Here is a 23662-nt window from a genome sequence, read left to right on the forward strand (position 1 = left end):
CGAGGCGCGGCCGACCGACCGGCCGGTCGCTCCGCGCCGCGACCGGCGCTGACGGCGTGGCGCTGACGGCGGCCCTGGCTCCCGGGCCGCGCCAGGGCCAGCACCCCGCCTCAGCGGACGCGCCGTCCTGTGCAGGCGTAGGGACGGGCCGACGGAAAGCCGTACAGCGTCGTTGCGTCGACCCGCGCGGCTCTGCCCCACCTCGCTCATCGGCGCCACCGGACCGGCGAACACCTCCCGCGCCGCCGCCGGGATCGCCGCACAGGCCCGGCCGATGCCCGGCCGGGCATCGGCCGGACGAAAGGCGGCCGTCGACGGCCGGTGCGCAGTGCGCGGGCGCGGTAGGCGCGGTGGGGCGGATGCATCGGCCTTGGGGCCGTTCTGGTGGGGGCTCAGGTGAAGACGGCTCGTTCTGCCTTTTCGAGGAGGGTGACCAGTTCGTCGGCCTGGGGCTTGTCGAGGGCGGTGAAGGCGGGGGCCATCAGTTCGTCGGTGAGCCGTTCGGCGTCGTCGTGCCGTCGGCGTACGTCTTCGGTGACCTCGGGGTACGGGCGCGGCCAGCCGAAGTACTCGGCGTTCGGTTCGCCGTCGGGGAGGATCGCCGACTTGCCGCTGAGGACCGCCTCCAGGGGGCTGAGCCCGCTGGCGAGGACCGCGACGATGTGCAGGCCGCCGCGGAGTTCGCGTACGACGTGGGCGAGGTGGATCACGCGGGCCCGGTCGTCCTCGGGCAGCGGCATCGCCCGCCAGCCGCCGAACAGCGGCGCGCCGACCACGTCCGCGCCGTCCGCGACGAGCTTGAGGAGGTCGGCCAGGCGCGCCGACTCGGCGAAGTCGGCGAGTGTGCGGCGGCCGAAGTCGTGGGCCACGGCGGCGTACCGGTCGGCGGCGGTCGCCGCGGGCAGGCCGGCGCCCGCTTCCCATGCCTGCCGTACGGTCTCGAGCGGGAAGAACCCGGCTGCGGAGGCGACGACGTCCGCGTCCACCTCGCCGAGGACTCCGAAGCGGCCTCGGAAGTACGGCGTCCAGCCGGTCAGCCCGGTCTCCGCCGAGTACGCCTTCGCCTCCCTGGAGGCCATGAACGCTCCGCCCAGCCGTCCGACCGGCCCCGCCACCGCCGCCGCGATCTCCCGCATCCCGTCCGTCCTCTCCTAGACCGAACCGCATTCTATGGCTCCCCGCCCGCGATCTTCAGTCCCCTTCGCGCCTTCTCCGGGGAGGGGCCGCGCACCGCGGACGTCGGCGTCCCTCTTCCAGGGCGTCGTCGCGGACGGTCCGGGTGCCATCGCGCCCGGTGCGGCCCTCGAAGGCGGATGTGGGGGCGGAGTGCAGTGCCGGGAACGGGTACGACGCGGACGCCGCCCGAGAGAAGCCATGCCGCGTCGAGCTGGCCGGAGGTGACGCCGCGAGCGGCGGTGCAGGACGCGGACGAGGGCTAGTGACCGCCAGGGAAGGCGCGGCGGCGGAGCTTCCTCGCGAGCTCTCTGTCCGTACGGCTGGCTGGCGGTGTCGAGCAGGGCGCCGCCCGCCTTGAGGGGTGGCGTGGACGGGGCGCGGCCTCGTCCGGGTCGGCGGGGTGGTGCGGCGGGGTCGTACGGTGGGGGCCATGACAGCGCTGATTCCGCGCCCGCGGTCGGTTCTGGCGCCGGGGGCCGTGCATGTTCCCGGGTGGCTGGACGAGCGGGAGCAGCGGCGGCTGGTGCAGGCGTGCCGGGAGTGGGCGCGTCCGCCCGCGGGGATGCGGCGCACGCGGCTGCCGGGCGGTGGCGTGATGTCGGTGCAGACGGTGTGCCTCGGGTGGCATTGGGAGCCGTACCGGTACGTGCGGCAGGTGGACGGGCATCCGGTCAAGGCGTTCCCGGGATGGCTGGCGGACCTGGGCCGCCGCGCCGTCGCCGAGGCGTACGCCCCCGGGCCCGTCCCGTTCGACGAACCGAACGACGACGGGCCGGCGGGCGGCCCCCTGGGCGGCTCGCCGAACGGGACGCGGGATGCCGCGCGTTCGTACGCCCCCGATGTGGCGCTGGTGAACTTCTACGACGCGGACGCGCGGATGGGCCTGCATCAGGACCGCGACGAGCGCAGCCGCGCGCCGGTGGTGTCGCTGAGCCTGGGCGACACCGGGGTTTTCCGGTTCGGGAACACCGAGTCGCGCGGTCGTCCGTGGGTGGACGTGGAGCTGGAGTCGGGTGACCTGGTGGTGTTCGGCGGGCCGTCGCGGCTGGCGTACCACGGGGTGACCAGGATCGTTCCGGGTTCGGGGCCGGGCGGTATCGGCCTGGACGGTGGAGGCCGCCTCAACCTCACCCTGCGCGAATCGGGCCTCGACGCTTCCTGCTGATCTCCCGCCGTGCGTTGCCCGCTGTGCCCCGCCCGCCGGTCAGTCGACCACCGCGTGCCGGGCGATGCCTGCGGGCGAACCGGTCACCGTGAGCCGGCCGATTGCCGCGGCCGGCCCGCCATCACGGCCCGGACGGGTCGTCGCGGGCGGGGGCGCGGCGGGCCGGGGGTCGTGGCGGGCCGGACGGCCGGACGGTCATCGCGGGCGGACCGGCGAACAGGCGGTGGTGCGTCCTGTCCTGCGCACGACCGGGAGCACGAACCGCCGATGGCCGAGGGAGCGGTGGCCGAGGGAGCGGTGGCCGTCCGGTGCCAGCGGCGTGGATGCCCAGGTCCGTGCGCCTGCGGAAGGCAGTCGCATGGACCTGGGCCGGGGGGTGAGCCAACGCGGGCGACGCGTACGGTGCGAGGGGTACGGGACGTTTCGTGTGTGCCCGCACGTGTCACATCGGCTTAGCCGTCGCTCGCCCTGGCCGACGATGGTCCGATCTGGTGGAGGGCGCGGAAGAGGGTGATCCACTGATCGGGGTGGGCGTGGGCGACGACCGTTCCGGGGTGCAGGCGGGCTGCGCGGAACGCGGCGTCCACGCGGGCGTGCGGGTAGGCGCGGCGCAGGGAGGCGCGGAGGGTTCCGCCTTTGCCCTGGAATCCGAGGGCGACGCAGGCGCGGTAGTCGTCCAGCGCGGTCGGCGGGATGAGGGGCCGGGCGCGGCGGTCCAGGCGCAGGATCCCCGCGTCGACACGTGGCACGGGACGGAACCGGCCGCGGTCGATGCGTTCACCCAGCCGCCAGGTGAACTCGGGCCAGTTCTGGACGGTGAGCAGACTCCAGCGCCCGTAGTCGCCGGTGCGTTTGCGCGCGTACTCCAGTTGGGTGATGAACGTGGCGGTGAGGACGCCGGGGGCGTTCAGCGTCCAGGACACGATGCGGGACGTGGCGCTGTAGGGGATGTTGCCGGCGAGGTGGAACGGCTCGCGCGGAGCACGCACTTTCAGGAAATCCTGCTGAACGCAGCGGACGTTGGGCAGGTCGTCGCAGCGTGCCCGCAGGCGCCGGGCGAGGCGGGGGTCGATCTCGTAGGCGATGACGTGTTCGGCGTGCTCGGCCAGGGCGGTGGTGATGCGGCCGTCGCCCGCGCCGATCTCGACGACGAGGCCGGGTGGATTCCCGGGGACGCTGCGTGCGAACCGCCGGATGGCGGCCGGGTCGGCGAGGAAGTTCTGGGACAGGGCGCGTCGGGCGCGGTCTTGCGCCGTACGGCCGGCGGGCGTGGTGGTGTGGTGCCGCTGGGGCATGGTGCCGTCCTTGGGCTGCCGGACGGTCCGGCACCGGGCGGCGTGCCCTTGAAGACGGCGTGCGCGCGTGTTCAGCGAGCCTGTGCAGGCGTTCGCGCGTGCGGACGCGCGGCGTGCGGGCGTGCCCGGTGGGGTTCCGTCCGAGTTGGTCGTGGGAACACTCGGAGGCCCTGGACACGCGCCCCTGCGGGCGTGGCGCGGCACAACAACGCGACGGCCCGTGAATCGAATTCACGGGTGTATCGGCCGTGCCGGGTCACACAGGCGCGGCGCGGCACGGCGGCGGACAGCAATGGTCCGCGAGAGAGGTCGGTGTCAGGCGCCGGCGCGCTCTGGCCGGTCCAGGGCGGGGCGACGCTCGCGCATCCGCATGAACGGCAGGGCGCACGCGGTCGCCTGGACCGCGTGGTTCGTCACGCTTGAACACATGGCGCCCGATCGTAGGGCGGCCCCGTCCACCCGCGCCATCCCTTTTCCACCCGACGCCCTTCCTCCCACCCGCCCCTCTCCACCGCCCGCCCCTCTCCCCCCTGAGGCTCCGGGCCCGAGGCTTCCCCGCTCCCTCTGGTCTGAGGCTCCCCCGACGTGAGGATTCCCCGGGGGCCGTCGCACGGTCGTCCACCAGGCCGTCCCCTGCCCGGATCGCGGGTCCCAGACCCCGCCCGTCGTTGCCTTTCGCGATCAGCGCGAGACGGTCGTCGGCGGTCTCGGTGCTCGGGTCGAGGACGGCCTCGTCGGGGCGACGGCCAGTTCCACGGGCTCGTCCTGAAACGGTTCCCACAGGGCGATGGTGCCGCCGGAGGCGAAACTCAGGCGTCCGTCGATCCGCACCGCCGTCACCGCGGTGGCGGGGTCGTCGTCCGCCTTCCCCTCCTGAGCACCTCGCCGGTTCGCAGGCCCAGGCGACCACGGCGTGGTTCTCGTCGCCCCGACGGTGATCGCCGGGCCGTCGTGCAGCCCGGCGCACGCGTTTCCGTCGCGTCATCTGCGGATGACCGAGTGTCCGCTTCTGCTCGGTCCGCCCCAAGCGGCCCACCTCGCGCCGAGGCCACTCGCCTGCGAGCGCGGGAGCGGGAGCGGTGCGGGCGTAGGCCGGAGTTGTCGGTGTCGGCTTCGGTGTGGCAGGCGACGGCGAGGACGACGGTGCCGGCACGGAAGGGGGGCGGCTTGGGCAAGGTCGGAGGGGGCGAGCGGGCCTGGCGGTTGCCCCGGGCCGGTGCGGGGTGGTGGCCGTGCTCGTCCAGCGGGGCCGCGTCAGCTAGGCCGCGTGCGCGGGGTGTGCTGCTGCTGGGCTTGGTTTTTGTGTCCTGCTGTCTTGTGCGCGACAGGGGGCGACTGGTGTGGTGCCGGGAGTCGGCCACCGGCGTTCGGGTTCTCGGTCCCGAGTGGGGGGCGTGGGGTGGGAGGGAGTGCCATGGGACGGGATCCGGAGTACCTGGCGTTCATGCGGCACCGCCTGGCCGCGCAAGCGCAGGCAGAGGCGCACGGGCACGCGGGGGAACGGGACGAGGCGGGGGCGCGCGCCGCGGAGCGGGGTGGGCGGGGGGCGGTGGCGGAGGCGCGGCGGGCGCATGCCGCTGATCTGGCCGCGGTTCCGCGGGTGCCGGTCGGTGCCGTTCGGGATCTGGTCGTGGACGGGGCGGCGGGGCCGTTGCACGCGCGGTCGTACCTGCCCGCCGGGCGGGAGGGCGGTCCGGCGCCGGGGCCGGTTCCGGGGCTGGTGTACTTCCACGGCGGCGGTTGGGTGCTGGGCGATGTGGAGTGCTACGACCCGGTGGTGCGGGCGCTGGTGGCGGCGTGCGGGGTGGGGGTGGTGTCGGTGGATTACCGGCGGCCTCCGGAGGATCCGTTCCCCGCGGCGGTGGACGACGCGGCGGCGGCGACGCGGTGGGTGGCCGCGCACGCCGCCGGGCTGGGGTTCGACGCCGGGCGCGTGGGGGTGGCGGGCGACAGCGCGGGCGGGCAGATCGCGGCGGTGACGGCGGCGCGGCTGCGCGGGGAGGGCCTCGCGGCGCAGGTGCTGGTGTATCCGGCGCTGGATCTGCGGGAGGTGCCGCCCGCCGCTCCGGATCCGGACGGGCTGGTGTTCGGGCCGTCGGGCGTCGAACGGGTCCTGGCGATGTACGTGCGGGACGCGGACCGGGGTTCGCCGGAGGTGTCGCCGCTGCTGGCGGGAACGGTGCGGGGGCTGCCGCCGGCGGTGGTCGCGACCGCGGAGTACGACCGGTTGCGGCCCCAGGGCGAGGCGTACGCGGCGCGGCTGCGGGAGGCGGGGGTTCCCGTGGCGCTGGTCGCGGGGACGGGCCTGGACCACGGCTACCTGGGGTGGGGTTCGTTCGCGCGGCGTCCGGCGGAGGCGGTGGCGGAGATCGGCGCGGCCGTCCGCGCGCTGTTCGGCCTGCCCGCCGCTCCCCCGCCGCGTCCCTGATCCGCCCTGATCCGCTTCCCGCCGCGCGTGCCGGGGCGGGAAGCGGCGGGGCCCGGGGCATTGACGGAACGCTTCCCATGGAAATAGTTTCTACGGGAAGTAATTCGGTCGTGCCGGAACCGGCGGGAGGCGTCTTCGTGGTGGTCTACGAGTACCGGTGCCCGGAGTGCGGGCCGTTCGGGGTGGCCAGGCCGATGGGCGAGGCGGGCGGGACGGAGCGGTGCCCGGCGTGCGCGGGCGCGGCGCGGCGGGTGTTCACCGCGCCGGGCGTGCGGCGGACGCCGGGCGCGCTCGGGCGGGCGCTGGCGGCGCAGGAGGCGTCCGCGCACGAGCCGCGGGTGGTGAACGCGGTGCCGCCCGCGCGGCGGCGGCCGGGCCCGGCGCCCGATCCCCGCCGCGCCCGGCTGCCCAGGCCCTGAGCGCGGACTGGAGGCGGCGATGGCGAGCGTGGGGTTGCTGTACGTCGGAGCGGTGCTGTTCGTCAACGCGCTGATGCTGCTGGGACGGGTCGAACCGCGGTCGGCGGCGGTCCTCAACCTGTTCGTCGGGACGCTCCAGGTGGTGCTGCCCACGCTGCTGCTGGTGGCGGCGGACGGCGACACCGGGCAGATCGGCGCGTCGGCGGGGCTGTACCTGTTCGGGTTCACCTACCTGTACGTGGGGATCGGGACGCTGGCGGGGCTGGACACCTCCGGGGTGGGGTGGTTCTCGCTGTTCGTCGCGGTCGCCGCGGTCGGGTTCGGGCTGGTCAGCTTCGTGGACGAGCACGACTACCCGCTGGGCGTCATCTGGCTGCTGTGGTCGTTCCTGTGGCTGCTGTACTTCGCGGTGTTCGGCCTCAAACGCGAGCGCCTCACCGGGTACGCGGCGTGGGTGACGCTGGTGGAGGCGTGGCTGACCGCGGTGCTGCCCGCGTTCCTGCTGCTCACCGACCGGTACACGACGTCGGGGTGGTTCGCGGCCGGGCTGGGCGCGGTGTGCGTGGCGGCGTTCGCGGTGCTGTGGCGGTTCGCCGGGCCGGCGCGCACGACCGCACCGGGCGCCGGCGGGCCGGGCGAGGCGGGAGCGGCGGGGGGCGCGGCTCCAGCGCCGTGATCCGCAGGGACCAGGGAACGCCGCCGGGGCGCGGGGCGGCCCCGGCGGAAGAGCCCCCGCGCCGTCGGCCGGGGTGGATCGATCGTTGGGTTTCGGTTGTCCGTACGGCCCGCGCGGGCCGGCGGGATTCTGGGAGGTACGTCATGCCGGATGTGGTGTTCACCGTCGACCAGGCGCGTTCGATGCGCGATCAGAAGGCCCCGGGCACAACCGGTGGCATCCGGACGTCCCCCGGCGATCACGGTGCGGCCGGGGCAGGAGATCCGGGTGGAGTGCCGCGAGTGGACCGACGGGCAGATCGGCGACAACGACTCGGCCAACGACGTGCGCGACGTCGACCTGTCGGTCGCGCACATGCTGTCCGGGCCGATCGCGGTGGAGGGCGCCGAACCCGGCGACCTGCTCATCGTGGACATCCTGGACCTGGGTCCGGTGCCGCACGGGCCGAACGAGCCGGCGCGCGGGCCCGCTCCCGGCCAGGGCTGGGGGTACACCGGGATCTTCGCCAAGCACAACGGCGGCGGGTTCCTCACCGACCGCTTCCCCGACGCCTACAAGGCGATCTGGGACTTCCACGGACAGCAGGCCACGTCCCGGCACATCCCGGGCGTACGGTTCACCGGGATCACGCACCCGGGGCTGTTCGGGACGGCGCCGTCGGCGGACCTGCTGGCCCGCTGGAACGCGCGCGAGCGCGCGCTGATCGCGACCGACCCGGACCGGGTGCCGCCGCTGGCACTGCCGCCGCTCGCCGAGGGCGTGCTGGGCGGGTCGCTGACCGGGGAGGGCCTGGCCGCCGTCGGCCGCGACGGCGCCCGCACCGTCCCGCCCCGCGAGAACGGCGGCAACCACGACATCAAGAACTTCACGCGCGGCGCCCGGGTGTTCTATCCCGTGCACGTGCCCGGCGCGCTGCTGTCGGGCGGCGACCTGCACTTCAGCCAGGGCGACGGGGAGATCACGTTCTGCGGCGCGATCGAGATGGGCGGCTTCATCGACATGCACGTCGACCTCATCAAGGGCGGGATGGCCAAGTACGGCGTCACGACCAACCCGATCTTCATGCCGGGCAACGTCGAGCCGCGCTACACCGAGTTCGTGTCGTTCATCGGGATCTCGGTCGACCACGACACCGACACCAACCTCTACAACGACGCGACGGTGGCGTACCGCAACGCGTGCCTGAACGCGGTGGAGTACCTGAAGACGTTCGGGTACAGCGGCGAGCAGGCGTACCTGCTGCTGGGCGCGGCGCCGATCGAGGGCCGGGTCAGCGGCGTGGTCGACATCCCCAACGCCTGCTGCTCGCTGTACCTGCCGACGGCCATCTTCGACTTCGACATCCGCCCCACGGCCGAGGGCCCCCGCCGCGCCGACCGCGGAACGTGCGCCGTCTCCTCCTGACCCCCGTCCCGCCCGGCGCTGTGCGTTTCGTGCGGACCGTCCGGCCTGTGCGCCCCGTGCGGACTGTCCGGCGGTCGCGCCCCTGCGACGCGTCCGGCCCGGTCCGTCCGCCCGGCGACGCGTCCCGGTACGTCCCGGTCGGGCCCCGGGGCGGTCGGACGGCAACCAGCGGCCCGGCCTCCCGGGTGGGCGGCGCCGGTGCTGGCGGGAGCCGGGCGAACGGTGCGCGCGGGCCGTCGGTGCGCGCGGGCCGTGGCCGCTCCTGCGCGGGACGGACGCGTTCCGCCTCGCCGCTGCGCGCCCGCTGCGCCCTCCGCTGCGTTCGCCGCTCCGTCGCCTCCCGCGTCCGCTCCGTCCCGGCCCCGCAGTGGGACGGAGCGGACGCGGGCACCGATCGCCGCCGGAGCCCGGGTCAGAGTCACCGCCGGGGCCGAGGTCCGGGGGGCGTGTCCGGGGGTCCTTGTACGGGCGCGGCCGTGCGGGGCCTCCCCGGGCAGCCGCGGGCGGCCTCCAGGCAGTCCCCCGAACGGTCCGGGCGGTCCCCGGCGTTCCTGGCCGTCGGGCGGTGTGTTTAGGGTCGTTAGGCGTGTCTTCGCAGGTGCGGAGGGGCGCGTGTGTGTTCGTTCGCGTGGGGAGGGGTGGCCGGTGGGCGACCATCAGGTGTTCGAGTTGGGCGATTTCACCGTCGAGTGCGGGGCGACGCTGCGCGGGGCGCGGCTGGCGTTCCAGACCTACGGGGAACTGGCGCCCGATCGCGGGAACGCGATCGTGTACCCGACGTGGTACTCGGGGCGGCACTGGGACAACGAGTGGCTGATCGGGCCCGGCATGGCGCTGGATCCGGAGCGGTACTTCATCATCGTGCCCAACATGCTGGGCAACGGGCTGTCGAGCTCTCCGAGCAACACGCCGCCGCCGTACGACCGGGCGCGGTTCCCGGCGATCACGGTGCGCGACAACGTGGCGGCGCAGCACAAACTGGTGACCGAGCGGTTCGGGATCGAGCGGCTGGAGCTGGTCACGGGCTGGTCGATGGGCGCGGGGCAGACCTACCAGTGGGCGGTGTCGCATCCGGAGATGGTGCGGCGGATGGCGCCGTTCTGCGGGTCGTCGCGGACGAGCCTGCACAACAAGGTGTTCCTGGAGGGTGTGAAGGCGGCGCTGCGGGCGGACGCGGCGTTCCAGGAGGGCTGGTACGACTCGCCGCCCACGCGGGGCCTGCGGGCGGCGGCCCGCGTGTACGCGGGGTGGGGGTTCTCGCAGGCGTTCTACTGGGACCGGGTGTACGAGCGGATGGGGTACACGTCGCTGGAGGACTTCCTGGTGGGGTTCTGGGAGGGGTTCTTCCTGGACGACCGGGACGCCAACAACCTGGTGACGATGGCCGACACGTGGCAGAACGGCGACGTGGGCCTGACACCGGGGTTCGGCGGCGACACGGTCAAGGCGCTGGCGTCGATCAAGGCCAGGTCACTGGTGATGCCGGCGGAGAAGGACCTGTACTTCCCGCCGGAGGACGAGGCGTGGGCCGTGCGGCACATCCCTGGCGCGGAACTGCGGGTGATCCCGGGCGTGTGGGGCCATTTCGCCGGGCACGGCAGCAATCCGGAGGACACCGCGTTCATCGACGCGGCCCTGCGGGACCTGCTCGCCTCCTGACCACGCGCGCGGTCCCCGTCCCTACGCGGTTCTGTCCCCGCGCGGTCCCGTCCCTGCTGGGCGCACCCCTGCTGGGCGCACCCGTGCTGAGTGGGTCCCTGCTGGGCAGGCCCTTGCTGGACGGCCCTTGCTGGACGGCCCTTGCTGGCAGGTCCCGCTGACCTCGATCCAGCCGGGCGGTCTGTTCGCCACGCCTCTGTTCGCCACATCCCTGCTGAGCCCCCGGCCCCGCCGCCGCCCGGGCTGCTCCGCCCCGGTCCGCCCGCTCCGCCGCCCGGCTGACCGCGGTCCCGCCGGGCCGCGGCCCGGACGGAGTCGGGCGCGGTCAGGCCGATTCGGACGCGTTCAGGCAGGTTAAGGCTGGCTAAAGCTGGTCAAGGCTGGTTCGGACGGGACGAGCTGGCTCAGGCGCGGGCGGGCGGACCGGAGCGGGGCCAGCCGGCGGGTCAGTCGGTGGGTCAGTCGGTGGTGAGGCGTTCGGTGAGGCGGGTGAGGAGGGCGGCGAGGAGGTCGAGTTCCTCTTTGCCCGCGCGGGCGGCGAGGGCGTCGCGTTCGGCGTCGACGGCGGCGGCGACGGCCTGCTGCTCGCGGCGGCCGCGGGCGGACAGGAACACCAGGATGCGGCGGCGGTCGGCGGTGTCGGCGCGGCGGTAGACGCGGTTGGCGGCGACCATCCGGTCGACGAGCTTGGTGAGGGTCGGCGGGGGCAGCAGGGCGTACTCGGCGATCTCGGTCATCGGGTGCCCGGCGCCGTCGGCGAGCAGCGCCAGGACCCGCCACTCGTCGGGGGTGCAGCCGGTCGCGGCGAGCGCGGCGGCGAGGCGGGCGGCGATCCGCCGTTCCAGCGAGGTCAGCAGGTACGCCAGGTCGGGCGCGGGCGGGCGCGCCGGTGCGGGAGCGGCACCCGGGGAGCTCCTGGGCCGGTGTCCGCGGGTCCGGGCGCCGGGGTGCGGTCGGCGCCGCGCGCGGTGTCTGTTGCCTTCATCTGTGGCCCCAGGTTACCGTTCACCGACCAATTGTTCCCGCGGAAAGCTTCGGGACCGGGGTGGTGGCCGTGCGGACGTCCCCGGAGACGCTGACGATCGCGCTGGTGGTGCCGTTGCAGGGCCCGGCGGGGATCTTCGGGCCGAGCTGCGAGCTGTGCGCCGAACTCGCCGTCGAGGAGCTCAACGCCGGCGCGGGCACCCTCGGACGCCGGGTGCGGCTGCGCGTGGTCGACGGCGGCGCCCCGCCGCCCGACGTCGCCGCCGCCGTCGGCGCGCTGGTCTCGGCGGGCGAGGTCGACGCGGTCACCGGCTGGCACATCTCCGCCGTACGGCAGGTCGTCGCGCCCCGCATCGCCGGCCGCGTCCCCTACGTCTACACCCCGCTGTACGAGGGCGGCGAACGGACCCCGTGGGTGTTCCTCGCCGGGGAGACGCCCGGACGGCAGCTGCGGCCCGCGCTGCGCTGGTTCGCCGACGAGCTCGGCGTGCGGCGCTGGTCGGTCGTCGGCGACGACTACGTGTGGCCGCGCCGCTCGGCCCGCGCGATCCGCCGCTACCTCGCCGAGGTCGGCGGAACGGTCAGCGAGGAGCTGTTCGTCCCCTACGGCACGCAGGACTTCTCCGGCGCGCTGCGCCGCATCGCGGCCGGCACCGGCGAGGGGGTGCTGATGCTGCTGGTCGGCGACGACGCCGTCGCGTTCAACCGCGCGTTCGCCGCCGCCGGCCTCGACGACGACCGGATCCGGTTCTCCCCGCTGATGGACGAGAACATGCTGCTGGCCACCGGCGCCGCCAGCACCCGCGGCCTGTACGCGGCGGCCGGCTACTTCGAGGCGCTCCCGACCGCCGGCGGCCTGGACTTCGGCGCCCGCTACCACCGCCGGTTCGGCGTGGACGCCCCCATGCTCAACAGCCTCGGCGAGTCCTGCTACGAGGGCGTACGGCTCCTGGACGCCCTGGCCCGCCGCGCCGGCACCGTCGACGCCCGCACCATGACCGCGGTGTCGGACGGCCTCGGCTACGACGGCCCGCGCGGCCCGGTCGAGCTCCGCGACCGGCACCTGCGCCAGCCGGTGTTCCTCGCCGTCGCCGACGGCCTGGAGTTCGACGTCCTCCAACCCCTCTGACCCCGCGCGGACCCGGGCCGCGCTGGCCGCGCGGGGCGCGCGGGGGAGGTCAGGGGCGGGTGAGCTCGGCGCGCAGCAGATCCAGCCCCATCGGGCCAAGATCCAGGGCGTCGCGGTGGAACGCCTTGAGGTCGAACGCCGCGCCGTCGCGGCGCCGCGCCGTCTCACGCGCCTCCAGCCACACCCGCTCCCCCAGCTTGTAGGCGATGGCCTGCGCGGGACGCCCCAGATAACGGTCGATCTCGAACGCGATCATCGCGTCGGTCTCCGGACCGGTGTGCGCCCGCAGGAACTCGCGCGCCAGCGCCGGCGTCCACCGCTCGCCCTCGTGGAAACCCGTCCCCGCCGGGATCGGCAGCTCCAGGTGCAGGCCGATGTCCAGCACGATCCGCGCCGCCCGGAACCGCTGCCCCCCGGCCAGCATCCCGAACCGGTGCCCCGGGTCGCGGTAGTGGCCGAGCTCGTCCATCAGCCGCTCGGCGTACAGCGCCCACCCCTCGCACGCCCCCGGATACAGCTCGCTGGAGGTCCGCTGGTACCGGTTGAGCGTCGCGGTGTTCAAGGTGGCCCCGCCGCACTGGAGATGATGGCCCGGCGCCCCCTCGTGGAACATCGTCGCCGGGACCGTCCAGGTCACGATGTCGGGATCGGTCACCGTCCACCACACCGTCCCCGGCCGGGACAGGTCCTCGGCGGGCGCCAGGTAGTAGATCCCCGCCTCCGCCGGCGGGATGCGGCAGTCGACGCGCCGCAGCGGCGCCGGGATGTCGAAGTGCGTCCCGTCCAGCTCCGCGATCGCCCGGTCGGCCAGCTCCTGGATCCAGTCGCGGAACGCCTCCGCGCCGTGCACCCGGTGCGCCGGATCGGCGTCCAGCGCCGCCCGCACCGCCTCGACCGGCTCGCCCGGCAGGATCTCCGCGCCGACCGCGGCCATCTCCCGCTCCACGCGCGCCAGCTCCTCCCAGCCCCACGCGTACGTGGCCTCCAGATCCAGCCGCGTCCCCAAAAAGTCCCTCACGCCGAGGGCGTACCGGTCGGCGCCCAGCGCGTCGCGTTCGGGCGCGTGCGCCGCCAGGTCATCGCGCAGGAACGCCCCGAACGCCGAAACCGCCGCCGACGCGGCGTCCGCCGCCACGTCCAGCGCGGCCCGCAACGGACCCTCGCCGTACCGGGGCGGCAGCGACCGCAGGTAGCGCGGCAGGTGACGGCAGTCCTCGACGTTGCGCAGCACCTGCGTCCGCGCCGCGACCCGCCCGTGCTCACGCGCCCGCACCAGCCCGTCCCGCAGCCCCTCCAGCGCGCCCGGCAGCCCCGCCAGCCGCGAACGCATCGCCTCCCACGGCGTGTCGGCCCCCTGGTCCAGCAGCTCGATCGCCTGCTGGAGCCGCTGCACGGGCCCGTCGATGGTGTCCAGATACCCCTCGCGTACACCGGCGGCGTCCAACGCGAGGTCGGTCTCCAACCGTTCGCGCAGCACCTGCGCGGCGATCCGCGCCGCCCGCGCACGCGCCCCGTCCCCGCCGCCCGCGCCTCCGCCTCCCGGCGCGCCGCTTGCGGACGGCCCTGAGGACGCATCGCCCGGCACACCGCCCCCGGCCGCGTCCCCGCCTGCCGCGTTGCCGTCCGCAGCGGCCGAGTCGCCGGCGGTCAGGGCGTTGAGCTCGGCGAGCGTACGGCGCGCCAGGTCCGCGCGGGCCGCATGGCCTTCAGGACCGTAGTCGGTGAGGTTCGCCTCCTGACCGGCGATCCCCATCAGCGCCGCCATGCACGGTTCCAGCGCGGCGAAGTCGTCCACATAACGATCGGCAAGATCATCCAGAGCGCTCACCGGGCCAGGCTACGGACCGTCCCCGACCCTGTCGAAGCCTTTACGATCATGTGTCGGCACCGAGACCCGCCACCCCGCCGCCTCCGCGACCCACCGGTCGGCCTGCGCCGCCAGCCACGCGACACCCTCCTCCGCCCGCTCCCGCTCCCCGGTGTTCAGGAAATCGAGCTGCAACCCCGCGAACGCCGCGTTCTGCACCGTCGCGTACCGCCGCGCCGCGTCCCACGGCACCCCCGCACCCGGAACGACTCGGCCACGAACGCGATCCGGTCGGCCAGCAGCGTCGTCACCTGCCCCGCCAACCGCCCCCGGCCGCCAGCCCCTCGATCTCGTGCACCAGCCGCGTGAACGGCAGGTTCTCCTCCGCGAGCTGCGCCTCCCACGTCGCCCGCACGATGTCGCCCATCCCGCGCTCACCGTCCCAGCCCGGCATCGCCCGCAGCCACGCGCGCTGCCGCTCGTCCAGCCGCGCCAGCACCGCCCCAGCAACTCCTGCTTGTCGGCGAAATGATGCGTCAGCACCCGCGTGCTGTGCCCCAGATGCTCGGCCAGCGGACGCATCGACAGCATCAGCAGCCCGTACTCCGCCAGATACCCGATCACCCCGTCCAGCAGCTCCGTACGGCGATGCGGGTCACGGGGCCTGGCCATGGCGATGCTCCTCAACGTCTCAGCGATCCCGCACCAACCCTAGTGATCCACCCCCCGAAACCCCTCCGCAAAATCCACCCCATCCGCCCCCGCGGCCCGCTCCCCCGCGACCCGCTCCCATGAACTACACCCCGGGAACCCACCGCATCCACGGTCCTCCCACGGGCTGCCCCCATGGCCCTCCTCCCACGAGCTGCCCAGCGCGGCCTGCCCAGCGCGGCCTGCCCAGCGCGGAGGCGACCGCGGCCTGCCCAGCGCGGCGGCAACGAGGTCCCAGCCATCACCCCGTCCCTCGACCCCATCTCCAGGGTCACCGGCAAGCCCACCGCCTAGGCCGTGTTTTGTGGATCGTGGTTGAGCCACAGGACGAGGCTGGCGATGGTGACGACGGCGCGGTAGTGCGCGGCGAGCTTCTCGTAGCGGGTGGCCAGACCGCGGAAGCGTTTGAGCTGGTTGAAGCAGCGTTCGACGACGTTGCGGCGCCGGTAGCGGTCGGAGTCGAAGCCGCAGCGGCGATGCCCGCGGCGAGCGCGGGCGGCCAGCTGATCGCTGCGCTCAGGGATGGTGTGCGGGATGCGCCGTCGCCGCAGATAGCCGCGGATGATGCCAGTGGAGTAGCCCTTGTCGGCGATCAGGTGCCCGGGCCGCACCCGTGGACGGCCCGGGCCGGCGCGTCGGACCTCGATGGCTTCGACGACCTCGATGAGCCGGGTGCAGTCGTTGATGTTGCCGGCGGTGAGGGTGAATGCCAGAGGCAGGCCGCGCCCATCGCAGGCCAGGTGGACTTTGGTGGTCAGCCCGCCGCGGGATCGCCCCAGTGCCTGCTCTGCTGCGAGCGATGCCGGTTTCGTCCCCGGGTGTTCCCCTTTTTGCGGGCGCCGGCGGCGTGCTGGTGGGCCCGCACGATGGTGGAGTCCACGCATACCGCCGACCAGTCCACCGCACCGACCGCATCGTCGTGGACCTGGACGTGGGCCAGCAGCCGCTCCCAGGTCCCGTCGGCGCTCCAGCGGCGGAACCGCTGGTAGAGGGTCTGCCAGGGCCCGTACCGGTCCGGGACGTCCCGCCAGTCGGCACCGGTGCGGATCTTCCACAAGATCCCATTGATCACTTGCCGGTGATCACGCCACCGCCCGCCAGGCCCGGACGCGACCGGCAGCAACGGCTCGATCCGCGCCCAGGCCGCGTCGGTCAACTCGTGTCGACGCACCATGGCCACCATCAAGCCACAGCCCAAAGATCCAGATCCGCAAAACAGGCCCTAGCCGCCATCCACTCGGCGCGACTCCGCCACTCAGCGCGACTCCGCCGCCAGCCGTACGCCCAGGCCACCAGCACCACACCCGACACCTGCTCCAGCCGCCGCCGCACGATCGGCCGCTCCACCAGCCGCCGTGCCGCGCCGACCAGCCACACCACCACCGCGTACCAGAGCAGGTCGATCAGCGCCCACAGCACCGACAACGCCACCAGCGTCGCCAGCACCGGCCACCCCGGCGGCACGAACTGCGGCAGGAACGACACCGCGAACACCCCCGCCTTCGGGTTGGCGAAGTTCGTGATCAGCCCCAGCCGGAACGATCGCCACAACGACGCCCCTCTCCCACGCCACCCACACCCACGCCCGCAGCGTCCGGTCCCGCCGCATCCCCCGCATTCCCTGCATCCCTCGCAGCGTCCACACCCACCGCGTCCCTCGCCGCACCTGCGGCCTCCAGAGCCGCCGCGTCCCCGGTCCGCCCAAAACCTGCGGCCGCTCCGCACCGCCCGCACCCGCTGCACCGCCCGCACCGTCAACCTCGCCCTCAACCCGGCCGCCCCGCGCCCGCGTCCCGCGCGAACGACCCGACAACCCGAACCAGCCGCTCCACCACGCCCGCCCACCCGGCCCGCCACGCCGCGCCTCCCGCAACGCCCGCACACCGAACCACACCAACACCACCGCACCCGCGATCCGGAACCCGTCATACGCCAGCCGCGACGCCGACAGCAGCGCCGACAACCCACCGCCGCCGCCACACCCCACGCCAGCACGCCCGTCTCGTTCCCCAGCACGGTCGCCAGTCCCGCACGCCGCCCGAACGCAACGACTGACGCATGATGACGACGGTGCTCGGCCCGGCGCCACCGCGATCAGCACCGCCGCGCCCACAAAAGCGATCAGAGTTCCCAGCATCCCCCATGCTCACCCGCGCCACCCCACCCGCAACACTTAATCCTCCGCATCCCCCCGCATCCCCCCGCATCCCCCGCATCCCCCGCATCCCACGGCGCCGCATCCGGCTCAGACAGGATCTCCCTCGTCAGACAGGATCTCCCTCGTCACCGCCGCCCCCCGACGGCCCAGGACTCGGCGAACCAGGAGAACCGGGCGACCCCGGAGACGTCGGCGCACGCGACGGAGGCGGAGACGGCGGTACCGACGTCGCCCCCGGATCCGGACCCGTCGACGGAACCCGCACCGTCGGCGTCGGCTCCGGCGGCAACGGCGGCGGCTCCTTCACCTTCGGCTGACACGCGAACAGCACCATCATCAGCAACGCCACCGCCACCAGCACCGCCGCCAACGTCAGAACCGCCCCCACCAACCCGCGCTCGGGAGGACGCTCCCCACCGCCACCCCGCCCGGCTCCACCACCGGCGCCACCGGAGGACGCGCCAACGCCGGCTCCCCGACCCCAGCCAGTACGGCTGGAACTGCGGCCCATGCCGCCGCCCGCCCCGACCGAACCGCCCAGGAACGACCCTGCAAAGCCCCTGCAACGCCACCGAATCCAGGAAACGCTCCGCCCCCACCCGCTCCGACTCGTACGACGTCGCCACCCACGGCGCCGGCCCTCCAGCAACGCCGCCACCACCGGCGCCGGATCACCCGGCCCACATCCGGCTCCCGCCCCGTACGCGGCACCGCCGCCGCGATCGCCGCCCGGAACCGGTCACGCGCCGCCGCGTCACCCGCCGCACCCCGCGTCAACACCGCCACCGACGCCCGGCGCCCGCCCCGTCCACCCCCAGATACACGATCCCCGCCGGCGTCTCCGACAACCGCGCCGACAGACGGAACGGCCCCAACTGCGCAGGATCCCCCGGGGGCAACGGCCTCGACATGGCCGCCAGACTAACAACCACCCCTAGCATCGGCCCCGCACGCACAACCCAAAACCGACCCCCCAGGCCCAGGCCCGCACCACCCCCGAGCAAACCGATCCCCCCGCGTACGCAGCTCTCCCGCACGACGGGGTACAAGTGATCGCGTAGGGTCGGAAGGCGCCGACCTGCACCCGGAGGACAGTGAGGAACGCCCAGATGACCATCGCCGCCCACGATGTCGACCAGGCGCCGCCCTGCTCCAGCACACCGTGGCCGAGGTCAAGAAGGTCATCGTCGGCCAGGACCACATGGTCGAGCGCATGGTCGTCGCGCTCCTCGCCAAAGGCCACTGCCTCATCGAAGGCGTCCCCGGCGTCGCCAAGACCCTCGCCGTCGGCACCCTCGCCCAGGTCGTCGGAGGCACCTTCGCCCGCCTCCAGTTCACCCCCGACCTCGTCCCCTCCGACATCGTCGGCACCCGCATCTACCACCCCTCCACCGAGCAGTTCGACGTCGAACTCGGCCCCGTCTTCGTCAACTTCGTCCTCGCCGACGAGATCAACCGCGCCCCCGCCAAGGTCCAGTCCGCCCTCCTGGAGGTCATGGCCGAACGCCAGGTCTCCCTCGGCGGCAACACCTACCGCCTCCCGAGACCCTTCATCGTCCTCGCCACCCAGAACCCCATCGAGTCCGAAGGCGTCTACCCCCTCCCCGAAGCCCAGCGCGACCGCTTCCTCATGAAGATCGACGTCCGCTACCCCGCCGCCCACGAGGAACTCCAGATCCTCCAGCGGATGAGCGTCGACCCGCCCGAGGCCACCGAGATCCTCGACACCGACCGCCTCGCCACCCTCCAGCGCGCCGCCGAAGAGGTCTCCGTCCACGAACTGGTCGCCGACTACATCGTCCGCCTCGTCATGGCCACCCGCGAACCCGACCAGTACCGCCTCCCCGACCTCGCCCAGGTCATCGAGATCGGCGCCTCACCCCGCGCCACCCTCGGCCTCGTCTCCGCCGCCCGCGCCCTCGCCCTGCTCTCCGGCCGCGACTACGTCCTGCCCGACGACGTCCGCGCCGTCGCCCGCGACGTCATGTCCCACCGCGTCGTCCTCACCTTCGACGCCCTCGCCGACGGCGTCGACACCGGCGACATCATCACCCAGATCCTCACCGCCGTCCCCCCGCCCCGCGTGGTCTGGAACCACGGCACCGCGACAGCCCAGGGATGACGGGACCGCCCATGACAGGCCCAGCCACGCCCGACCCGCACCCCGGCCCCGACCCCACCGGCGGCCCCGGCCCCACCGGCCCGGCGAACGCCCCGGCACCCCCACACCCGGCGCAGCAGCACCCGCAGCAGCAACCCACGCCCGAGCATCCGGCGCCGCAGCATCCGGCGCCCCACATGGTCGCCCCCGAACCCGCCGGCGCCCCGCCCCCGCCCGCACGCCGCAACGCCAAGATCGCCGAACTCGCCCCCGAACGCACCCTGCGCCGCCTCGAACTCTCCGTCACCCGACGCCTCGACGGCCTCCTCAACGGCGAACACCTCGGCCTCATCCCCGGACCCGGCACCGAACTCGCCGAAGCCCGCCTCTACCAACCCGGCGAAGACGACGTCCGCCACATGGACTGGGCCGTCACCGCACGCACCACCACCCCCCACGTCCGCGACATCATCGCCGACCACGAACTCGAAGCCTGGGCCCTCGTCGACATCACCCCCAGCATGGACTTCGGCACCGCCGACCGCGTCAAACGCGAACTCGCCGTCGCCGCCCTCGCCGCCGTCGGCTTCCTCACCGTCCGCCTCGGCGACCGCGTCGGCGCCTACCTCCTCCACAACGACGGCCTCCGCCGCTGGCCCGCCCGCACCGGCAAAGCCAACCTCTACCGCCTCCTCCACACCGTCCTCGACACCCCCTCAGGCGACGAACGCCACCCCCACGCCCCCGCCCCGACGGCCTCACCACCGGCCTCACCTCCCTGCACCGCGGCCAGACCCGCCGCGGCCTCCGCGTCGTCATCTCCGACTTCCTCGACACCACCACCGACGCCGCCACACCACCCGCCTGGGAACGGCCCCTGCGCCGCCTCGCCACCCGCCACCAGGTCCTCGCCGTCGAGATCATCGACCCCCGCGAACTCGACCTCCCCGACATCGGCCTCGTCGAGATGACCGACCCCGAAACCGGCGCCGTCCACGAGATCGTCCTCAACAAACGCGTCCGCAAGGCCTACGCCGAAGCCGCCGCCGCACAACGCCTCCGCACCCGCGAAGCACTCCGCCGCTGCGGCGCCCACCACCTCGTCCTCCGCACCGACCGCGACTGGATCGCCGACATCGCCCGCTTCGCCCTCCGCCAGCGCCGCGCCGCCGGACGACCCGTCAGCGCCGGCACCGCCGCACCCGGGGGGCCGGCATGACCTTCCTGTCACCCGAACGCCTCTGGCTCCTCGCCCTCGTCCCCCTCCTCGCCGGCGCCTACATCATCCTCCAGATGCGCCGCCGCCAGTACGCCGTCCGCTTCACCAACCTCTCCCTCCTCGCCCAGGTCGCCCCCAAACGGCCCGGCTGGCGCCGCCACGTCGCCGCCCTCCTCTTCCTCGCCATGATCATCCTCATGATGGTCGGCTTCGCCCGCCCCGCCAGCTCCGTCAAGGTCCCCCGCGACCGCGCCACCGTCATGGTCGCCATCGACGTCTCCCTCTCGATGATGGCCAAGGACGTCCCCCCCACCCGCTTCGAAGCCGCCAAGTCCGCCGCCAAGAAGTTCATCCGCGACCTGCCCTCCCGCTTCAACGTCGGCGTCGTCTCCTTCGCCGGCAACGCCAACCTCGTCTCCGCCCCCTCCGCCGACCGCGAGGCCGCCACCGCCTCCATCGACCAGCTCGTCCTCGCCAAACGCACCGCCATCGGCGAAGCCGTCTTCACCTCCCTCCAAGGCGTACGCTCCTTCGACGCCCAGGCCAGCCAGGACCCGCCACCCGCCCACATCGTCCTGCTGTCCGACGGGGACAACACCACCGGCCGCACCGTCCAGGAAGCCATCGACGCCAGCCGCGCCGCCCACATCCCCGTCTCCACCATCGCGTTCGGCACCCCCTACGGCACCGTCGACATCGAAGGCGAGACCACCAGCGTCTCGGTCAACAAGGAGACCCTGCGCACCCTCGCCGACAACACCGACGGCAAGTCCTACGAAGCCGCCGACGCCGGCCAGCTCACCGACGTCTACGCCAACATCGGCAGCTCCCTCGGCTTCAAGATCGAGCACCGCGACGTCGCCGCCCGCTTCACCGGCATCGCCCTCCTTCTCGCCCTCGCCGCCGGCGGCGTCTCCCTCGCCTGGTTCTCCCGCCTCCCCTGACACCCGGCCCTCCGCCAGCCCCGCCAGCCTCCCGGACGGGTCAGCCCGCGCCCCGGCGCCGGGACCCCTCCGACGGACGCGGCAGGCAACCCGCCAGATCCGGCGGCGGCCGAGGCGGCCCCGTCCGCAACACCGCCAACGCCGCCAGGAACCCGCACAGCGTCGCCAGCAGATGCCCGAGATCCCACAACGTACGGCTCCACACCACCGGCCCCAGCACCCCACCGCCAGCGCCGACACCCCCGCCCACAGCCACCGGCCCCGCATCAGCAGCACCGCCGCCGCGCACCCCGCCACCATGATGTAGCTGACACCCACGTCCGTCTGCACCGCCAGCCGCGCCGGAGCCCGCCCCGTCTCCAGCGCCCGCCTCTCCACCAGCGCCGTCAGCAGCGAACCGAGCACGTGCCCCGACAGCCCGACGATGATGATCCGCGGCGTCCCGTACCGCCGCTCCGCCCACGCCACCACCGTCGCGAACGCCAGGATGTACAGGCTCAGCCCCTCGCCCTTGTCGGCCACCCACAGCGCGCTGTCCAGCAGCGCCCGCAACGGCGCCCGATGCAGGTTGGCGAGATTGCTGCTCGCCAGCGTCGTCAGCAGATCCACCAGCGACGGCGGCGCCGACACCTGCACCAGCGTCGACGCCGTGAACACCGCGATGTAGACGAACGTCGCCGGCGCCGACAGCACCCACGCGTGCAACGCCCGCGTACGCGGTGACCACCGCTCCACCAGGACGGCCGCGCGCTCCCACCACACGCCGAGCCCGCACAGCGCGTACCACGCCAGCGCCACGACCACCGCACACGCAACGACCATCACGCCCCCGCGCTCATGGACCCGTCGTCACCGGCACCTTCCCACCCCGCGCACCCGCCGCCCGGCACCGACACTCACCGGACGCTGATACGGTCGGCCGACGTGGGGGATCACTACTTCGCCGAACGGCCCGAGGCCGCCAGCCGCCGCGGCACCGTCGACCTCGTCCTGCGAGACCTGCATCTGCGGCTCACCACCGACCGGGGCATGTTCTCGCCCGACCGCGTCGACCCGGGCACCCGCATCCTCCTCGACACCGTTCCCCCTCCCCCGCCCGAAGGCGACCTCCTCGACCTGGGCTGCGGCTACGGCCCGATCGCCCTCACCATGGCTCGCCGCTCGCCTCGGGCGAGTGTATGGGGCGTTGACGTGAATCAGCGAGCGCTGGATTTGGCTGTGGAAAACTCTCAAGCCGCCGACCTTGACAATGTAAGGTTCGTACTGGCGGAGGAGATCGACGCCGGCGCCCGCTTCGACGCGATCTGGTCCAACCCCCCGATCCGCATCGGCAAGAGCGCCCTGCACGACCTCCTCCTCACCTGGCTCCCCCGCCTCACCCCCACCGGCCTCGCCCACCTCGTCGTCCAGAAGCACCTCGGCTCCGACTCCCTCCAGCGGTGGCTGAACGACCAGGGCTTCCCCACCGAGCGGATCGCCTCCAGGTCCGCCTACCGAGTCCTCGCCGTCTCCGCCCGCACGGAAGGTCAGCCCCGATGAGCACCCCGCAGCCCGGCCGCCCCGGCGAACCGTCAGAGCCGGCGCAGGGCCGCAGGCAGCTGCGCCCCACCGACGTCAAGCGCCTCAACCGCGACTGGCGCCGCCGCACGTGCGACCGCCTCGGCCTCCTCGTCGAATCGGTCACCCAGCCGTTCAACATGGGCTCGATCATCCGCAGCGCCGCCGTCTTCGGCGTCGAGCACCTGTGGCTCGCCGGCAACGCCACTCCCCCGACCCACCGCAACGTCAGCAAGACCGCCCTCGGCACCGAACGGCTCGTCCCCTGGGAACACGCCGGCACGCCCGCCGAGGCCGCCGCGGCGATCCGCAAGCAGGGCCTCCGCCTCGTCGCCATCGAACTCACCACCGACGCCGTTCCCCTGCACGAGGCCCCTCTCGACGGCGACGTCTGCCTCGCCGTCGGCGGCGAGGACCACGGCTGCTCCCCCGCCCTCCTCGCCGCCGCCGACGCCGTCGCCTACATCCCCCAGATCGGCCGCGTCGGCTCCCTCAACGTCGCCGTGGCCACAGCCGTAGCCCTGGCCGAAGCCCGCCGCCGCGAATGGACCACCCCCTGACCACCGCCTAGCCCACACAACGGCCTCAGCACTCAGGCAACGCCAACATGACGGCGCCGACGCGGGCGCCGAACCGGCTCAGCATGCAGCAGCGGTCGGCGAGTCTCGCGAGCTCGGCCACGAGTTCAGGCGGGCCGTCCACCGTCATGTCGGCGTCCAGAAGCCCGAAATAGTACGGCCGGCATCAGCGCGGGTCGGCAGCGCACTGGACCGAGTTCCACCGCGGCGGCCGCTTCCTCGCGCTGGAGGTGCCCGACCTGCTGGCGGACG

The 23662-nt window shown here is 73.9% G+C and carries 19 protein-coding genes and 4 pseudogenes; 12 read left to right on the plus strand and 11 right to left on the minus strand.

The window, feature by feature from the left end; translation table 11 throughout:
* Positions 1 to 392: 392 nt before the first annotated feature.
* Positions 393 to 1136, minus strand: a complete 744-nt coding sequence (locus GEV43_RS43230) for a hypothetical protein (protein ID WP_160826444.1) — start codon at positions 1134 to 1136, stop codon at positions 393 to 395.
* 470 nt (positions 1137 to 1606) lie between these two features.
* Here GEV43_RS43230 and GEV43_RS43235 point away from each other — a divergent pair, with 470 nt between their 5' ends.
* Positions 1607 to 2341 carry an alpha-ketoglutarate-dependent dioxygenase AlkB gene (locus tag GEV43_RS43235; protein WP_160826445.1) on the plus strand — a complete coding sequence of 245 codons (735 nt, stop codon included), beginning with the start codon at positions 1607 to 1609 and terminating at the stop codon, positions 2339 to 2341.
* 452 nt (positions 2342 to 2793) lie between these two features.
* Here the strand turns inward: GEV43_RS43235 and erm are convergent, their stop codons facing one another.
* Complete coding sequence (gene erm, locus GEV43_RS43240; protein WP_160826446.1) at positions 2794 to 3636, minus strand: ErmE/ErmH/ErmO/ErmR family 23S rRNA (adenine(2058)-N(6))-methyltransferase; 843 nt, start codon at positions 3634 to 3636, stop codon at positions 2794 to 2796.
* Positions 3637 to 5050: 1414 nt separating this feature from the next.
* Here erm and GEV43_RS43245 point away from each other — a divergent pair.
* From GEV43_RS43245 to GEV43_RS43265, 5 genes and pseudogenes are all read left to right on the plus strand, one after another.
* Positions 5051 to 6064, plus strand: coding sequence for an alpha/beta hydrolase (locus GEV43_RS43245; protein WP_241684487.1), 1014 nt, complete (start codon positions 5051 to 5053; stop codon positions 6062 to 6064).
* Positions 6065 to 6174: 110 nt separating this feature from the next.
* Positions 6175 to 6483: an FmdB family zinc ribbon protein gene (locus GEV43_RS43250; protein WP_160826447.1), complete on the plus strand. Its 309-nt coding sequence runs from the start codon at positions 6175 to 6177 to the stop codon at positions 6481 to 6483.
* 19 nt (positions 6484 to 6502) lie between these two features.
* Complete coding sequence (locus GEV43_RS43255; protein ID WP_160826448.1) at positions 6503 to 7159, plus strand: AmiS/UreI family transporter; 657 nt, start codon at positions 6503 to 6505, stop codon at positions 7157 to 7159.
* Between the two features lie 143 nt (positions 7160 to 7302).
* A pseudogene (gene fmdA, locus GEV43_RS43260) lies at positions 7303 to 8563 on the plus strand (formamidase).
* A gap of 645 nt (positions 8564 to 9208) precedes the next feature.
* Positions 9209 to 10222, plus strand: a complete 1014-nt coding sequence (locus GEV43_RS43265; protein ID WP_309240292.1) for an alpha/beta fold hydrolase — start codon at positions 9209 to 9211, stop codon at positions 10220 to 10222.
* Between the two features lie 458 nt (positions 10223 to 10680).
* Here GEV43_RS43265 and GEV43_RS43270 read toward each other — a convergent pair whose 3' ends face one another.
* Positions 10681 to 11088 carry a MarR family winged helix-turn-helix transcriptional regulator gene (locus GEV43_RS43270; RefSeq protein ID WP_160827003.1) on the minus strand — a complete coding sequence of 136 codons (408 nt, stop codon included), beginning with the start codon at positions 11086 to 11088 and terminating at the stop codon, positions 10681 to 10683.
* Between the two features lie 188 nt (positions 11089 to 11276).
* Between GEV43_RS43270 and GEV43_RS43275 the strand changes: the two genes are divergently transcribed.
* Positions 11277 to 12335, plus strand: a complete 1059-nt coding sequence (locus tag GEV43_RS43275; protein WP_309240293.1) for a substrate-binding domain-containing protein — start codon at positions 11277 to 11279, stop codon at positions 12333 to 12335.
* 49 nt (positions 12336 to 12384) lie between these two features.
* Here GEV43_RS43275 and GEV43_RS43280 read toward each other — a convergent pair whose 3' ends face one another.
* The 6 genes and pseudogenes from GEV43_RS43280 to GEV43_RS52750 all read right to left on the minus strand — a co-directional run bounded on the left by GEV43_RS43280 (position 12385) and on the right by GEV43_RS52750 (position 16404).
* On the minus strand, positions 12385 to 14163 hold the full coding sequence (locus GEV43_RS43280) for a DUF885 domain-containing protein (RefSeq protein WP_206681686.1): 1779 nt from the start codon (positions 14161 to 14163) through the stop codon (positions 12385 to 12387).
* Between the two features lie 9 nt (positions 14164 to 14172).
* Positions 14173 to 14394 (minus strand): hypothetical protein, encoded by a 222-nt coding sequence (locus GEV43_RS52740; protein WP_241684489.1) that lies wholly within the window; start codon positions 14392 to 14394, stop codon positions 14173 to 14175.
* Between the two features lie 55 nt (positions 14395 to 14449).
* Complete coding sequence (locus GEV43_RS52745) at positions 14450 to 14641, minus strand: hypothetical protein (protein ID WP_241684490.1); 192 nt, start codon at positions 14639 to 14641, stop codon at positions 14450 to 14452.
* Positions 14642 to 14655: 14 nt separating this feature from the next.
* Positions 14656 to 14814: pseudogene (locus GEV43_RS54370) on the minus strand (TetR/AcrR family transcriptional regulator); the annotation flags it as partial.
* A gap of 329 nt (positions 14815 to 15143) precedes the next feature.
* A protein-coding gene (locus GEV43_RS43290) for an IS5 family transposase (protein ID WP_309240252.1) occupies positions 15144 to 16024 on the minus strand; the annotation gives its coding sequence in 2 pieces (ribosomal slippage) (positions 15144 to 15668 and positions 15671 to 16024; 879 coding nt in all).
* A gap of 11 nt (positions 16025 to 16035) precedes the next feature.
* A complete protein-coding gene (locus GEV43_RS52750; protein ID WP_241684491.1) occupies positions 16036 to 16404 on the minus strand; it encodes a LysE family translocator in 369 nt (122 codons plus the stop codon).
* 1808 nt (positions 16405 to 18212) lie between these two features.
* Between GEV43_RS52750 and GEV43_RS43300 the strand changes: the two genes are divergently transcribed.
* The 3 genes and pseudogenes from GEV43_RS43300 to GEV43_RS43310 all read left to right on the plus strand — a co-directional run bounded on the left by GEV43_RS43300 (position 18213) and on the right by GEV43_RS43310 (position 21275).
* Positions 18213 to 19133 carry a MoxR family ATPase gene (locus GEV43_RS43300; RefSeq protein WP_160827006.1) on the plus strand — a complete coding sequence of 307 codons (921 nt, stop codon included), beginning with the start codon at positions 18213 to 18215 and terminating at the stop codon, positions 19131 to 19133.
* A gap of 176 nt (positions 19134 to 19309) precedes the next feature.
* Positions 19310 to 20331: pseudogene (locus GEV43_RS43305) on the plus strand (DUF58 domain-containing protein).
* The gene (locus tag GEV43_RS43310) at positions 20328 to 21275 is read left to right on the plus strand and encodes a VWA domain-containing protein (protein ID WP_160826451.1); all 948 of its coding nucleotides are present in this window, start codon (positions 20328 to 20330) and stop codon (positions 21273 to 21275) included. Before GEV43_RS43305 ends, GEV43_RS43310 begins: the two are co-directional and overlap by 4 nt.
* A 294-nt stretch (positions 21276 to 21569) precedes the next feature.
* On the opposite strand, the pseudogene GEV43_RS56795 reads toward GEV43_RS43310, so the two are convergent.
* A pseudogene (locus GEV43_RS56795) lies at positions 21570 to 22097 on the minus strand (rhomboid-like protein); the annotation flags it as partial.
* Positions 22098 to 22199: 102 nt separating this feature from the next.
* Between GEV43_RS56795 and GEV43_RS43320 the strand changes: the two are divergent.
* A complete protein-coding gene (locus GEV43_RS43320) occupies positions 22200 to 22814 on the plus strand; it encodes a methyltransferase (protein ID WP_160826453.1) in 615 nt (204 codons plus the stop codon).
* The gene (locus GEV43_RS43325; protein ID WP_160826454.1) at positions 22811 to 23392 is read left to right on the plus strand and encodes an RNA methyltransferase; all 582 of its coding nucleotides are present in this window, start codon (positions 22811 to 22813) and stop codon (positions 23390 to 23392) included. The genes GEV43_RS43320 and GEV43_RS43325 overlap by 4 nt, the downstream gene beginning before the upstream one ends.
* A 25-nt stretch (positions 23393 to 23417) precedes the next feature.
* On the opposite strand, the gene GEV43_RS54375 is transcribed toward GEV43_RS43325, so the two are convergent.
* Positions 23418 to 23540, minus strand: a complete 123-nt coding sequence (locus tag GEV43_RS54375) for a hypothetical protein (RefSeq protein WP_302931444.1) — start codon at positions 23538 to 23540, stop codon at positions 23418 to 23420.
* Positions 23541 to 23662 lie beyond the last annotated feature (122 nt).

Origin of the sequence: Actinomadura sp. J1-007 (assembly GCF_009793335.1) — a bacterium.
In the GTDB taxonomy this organism is placed as follows: Bacteria; Actinomycetota; Actinomycetes; order Streptosporangiales; family Streptosporangiaceae; genus Spirillospora; species Spirillospora yumaensis.

Bases quoted from the DNA above. Each gene is read 5' to 3' on its own strand.
- erm (WP_160826446.1), bottom strand. From the start codon at position 3,636: ATGCCCCAGCGGCACCACACCACCACGCCCGCCGGCCGTACGGCGCAA.
- GEV43_RS43325 (WP_160826454.1), top strand. From the start codon at position 22,811: ATGAGCACCCCGCAGCCCGGCCGCCCCGGCGAACCGTCAGAGCCGGCG.
- GEV43_RS43310 (WP_160826451.1), top strand. From the start codon at position 20,328: ATGACCTTCCTGTCACCCGAACGCCTCTGGCTCCTCGCCCTCGTCCCC.
- GEV43_RS43300 (WP_160827006.1), top strand. From the start codon at position 18,213: ATGGTCGAGCGCATGGTCGTCGCGCTCCTCGCCAAAGGCCACTGCCTC.
- GEV43_RS43230 (WP_160826444.1), bottom strand. From the start codon at position 1,136: ATGCGGGAGATCGCGGCGGCGGTGGCGGGGCCGGTCGGACGGCTGGGC.
- GEV43_RS43245 (WP_241684487.1), top strand. From the start codon at position 5,051: ATGGGACGGGATCCGGAGTACCTGGCGTTCATGCGGCACCGCCTGGCC.
- GEV43_RS43235 (WP_160826445.1), top strand. From the start codon at position 1,607: ATGACAGCGCTGATTCCGCGCCCGCGGTCGGTTCTGGCGCCGGGGGCC.
- GEV43_RS54375 (WP_302931444.1), bottom strand. From the start codon at position 23,540: ATGACGGTGGACGGCCCGCCTGAACTCGTGGCCGAGCTCGCGAGACTC.
- GEV43_RS43255 (WP_160826448.1), top strand. From the start codon at position 6,503: ATGGCGAGCGTGGGGTTGCTGTACGTCGGAGCGGTGCTGTTCGTCAAC.